We start from the raw sequence: 2,135 nt of genomic DNA, 5'->3' as shown, positions 1-2,135 counted from the left end.
TCGTGCGTGCCGACGCCCTGCGGCGCGCGGACCATCCCCTTGGGCAGTTCGAAACGTGTCATGACTCTCCTCCCCGGTGACCATGTAGCGGTTGGCGACATAATCGTTGCATTTGCAATGAAGTCAACCCTATTGTTGTGGGGAAGACCCACCTTTGCGGGAGAGGCCGATGAAAGACAGACCCAACCCCGGTGCGCCGCAGGCCGCAGCCCTGCCCGATTTCGACCTCGCGCGCTTCACCCCCTACCGGCTGGCGGTGGCGGCAGAGCGCACGTCGGAGGAACTGGCCCGCCAGTACCGGACCCGCTTCGGCATCTCGATCCCGGAATGGCGGGTGCTGGTCCACCTCGCCCAGCCGCTCGACGGGGCCGAAACCGTGTCTGTCCGCGACATCGAGGCGCGTGTGGCGATGGAAAAGTCCAAGGTCAGCCGCGCGGCGACCCGGCTGGAAACCTCCGGCCTGATCGAGAAGGCGCAGGACGCCAGCGACCGGAGACTGGTCCGGCTGGCCCTGACCGACAAGGGCCGCGCGATGATGGCCGAACTGCTGCCGCTGGCACTGGCCTACCAGCAGGAGATCGAGGCCCGGCTGGCGGAGGCCTTCGCGGGTCTCGAGGCGGGGCTGGAGGCGCTGCTGAACGAGGTTTCGGATCGCTGACGCGATCCGACCGGCGCTCGCTTTGCTCGCGCAGGGGCGCGTCTTGTATGGGCGCAGCACCTGTTTTGCGCGCCTTGCCTGCATACACGCTGCGCACGGGGGCTCTGCCCCCGAACCCCCGAGGTATTTGGGCCAAGATGAAGGGATGGCCTTGTCCTGCGGCTTTCGGGTTTCGCGCGAAGCCGGCCGGCGGCGGCGGCTGTGCGCTCAGGCTGCCCTGAGTTTTGACGCGCCGAACGCGCTGAGCGCCACCATGACCGCCGCCGTGCAGAGGCAGGCAGGCAGGCCGCCCCACTGGTAGCTGAGCCCCGACAAGAGCGTTCCGAGGAGGCGCCCGGCAGCGTTTGCCATGTAGTAGAAGCCCACGTCCATGGTCACCCGCTCACCCTTCGAGAAGGCGAGGATCAGGTAGCTGTGCAGCGCGGAATTGACGGCGAAGATGGCTCCGAACACCAAGAGGCTCGCGATCAGGGTTGCCGTCAGCCAGGGTGCGGGCGCCCCGGCGAGCGCCACGAGAAGCGCCAGGGACAGCGGCACGGGCACCAGCGCCAGCGCCCAGCCCCGGGCTGCCGTGACGATCTCGGACTCCGGGCGCGAGGCCGCGCGCAGGGCCTTCGGCGCCCAGGCCTGCACCGCACCGTAGAGGATCGTCCAGACCGCCATGAAGCTGCCGATGGTGAAGAAGGCGGCACGGTTGCCCGCCTCCGTCCCGTCCGACAGGACCGCGTAGAAGTAGACCGGGATGCCCACCACGAACCACACGTCGCGCGCGCCGAACAGGAAGACCCGCGCCGCCGAGAGCAGGTTCACGTTGCGGTCCTTCGAGAAGACCTCGCGGAACTTCGCGCCTTTCCTGCCCGCGGGCAGGCCCGGCGGCATCCTCAGCGCCACGGCGGCGAGGATCAGGGCCAGCACCGCCGCCATGCCCCAGACCGATGCCTTGAAGCCCGCCAGAGCCAGAAGCGCCGCCCCCAGCAGGAAGCCCAGCCCCTTCACCGCGTTCTTCGAGCCGGTCAGCACCGCGACCCAGCGGAAGAGACCGCCCTGCCCCTTGGGCGCCAGCACCTTGACCGCCGATTTTGCCGACATCTTGGACAGGTCCTTTGCCACCCCCGAAAGGCCCTGCACCGCCATCACGTAGGCCACCGAGGCGCCGAGGCCCCATGCGGGATCGAGCTGCGCCAGCGCCACAAGGGCCACGACCTGCAGGCCGAGCCCCGCGTAGAGCGTCGAGGTCAGGCCGAAGCGCGCGGCGATCCAGCCGGCCGAGAGGTTCGTCACGATGCCCGCCACCTCGTAGAGCAGGAAGAGGTAGGCCAGTTGCACCGCGGTGAACCCCAGCGTGTGGAAATGCAGGAGCACCAGCATCCTGAGCGCGCCATCGGTGAGCATGAAGGCCCAGTAGGCCGCCGTGACGGCGATATAGGCGGCAAGGCCCTGCGGCGCTGCGGTGGCTGTGCTCATGGCCTCGGGTCCG

At 68.9% G+C, this 2,135-nt stretch carries 2 protein-coding genes; one reads left to right on the top strand and one right to left on the bottom strand.

All coding sequences use genetic code 11. From position 1 onward, the window contains the following. The first annotated feature begins 169 nt into the window (after window positions 1–169). Window positions 170–658 carry a MarR family winged helix-turn-helix transcriptional regulator gene (locus ACEQXV_RS19620; RefSeq protein ID WP_100930029.1) on the top strand — a complete coding sequence of 163 codons (489 nt, stop codon included), beginning with the start codon at window positions 170–172 and terminating at the stop codon, window positions 656–658. A gap of 207 nt (window positions 659–865) precedes the next feature. Here the strand turns inward: ACEQXV_RS19620 and arsJ are convergent, their stop codons facing one another. Next, entirely contained in the window at window positions 866–2,122 is a 1,257-nt protein-coding gene (gene arsJ / locus ACEQXV_RS19615; RefSeq protein WP_370270572.1) for an organoarsenical effux MFS transporter ArsJ, read from the bottom strand. Window positions 2,123–2,135 lie beyond the last annotated feature (13 nt).

This window comes from Nioella sp., from assembly GCF_964229645.1.
In the GTDB taxonomy this organism is placed as follows: Bacteria; Pseudomonadota; Alphaproteobacteria; order Rhodobacterales; family Rhodobacteraceae; genus Nioella.
This window is presented reverse-complemented; position numbering and strand designations above follow the sequence as displayed.

Coding starts and splice junctions, on each gene's coding strand:
- ACEQXV_RS19620 (WP_100930029.1), top strand. CDS start 170: ATGAAAGACAGACCCAACCCCGGTGCGCCGCAGGCCGCAGCCCTGCCC.
- arsJ (WP_370270572.1), bottom strand. CDS start 2,122: ATGAGCACAGCCACCGCAGCGCCGCAGGGCCTTGCCGCCTATATCGCC.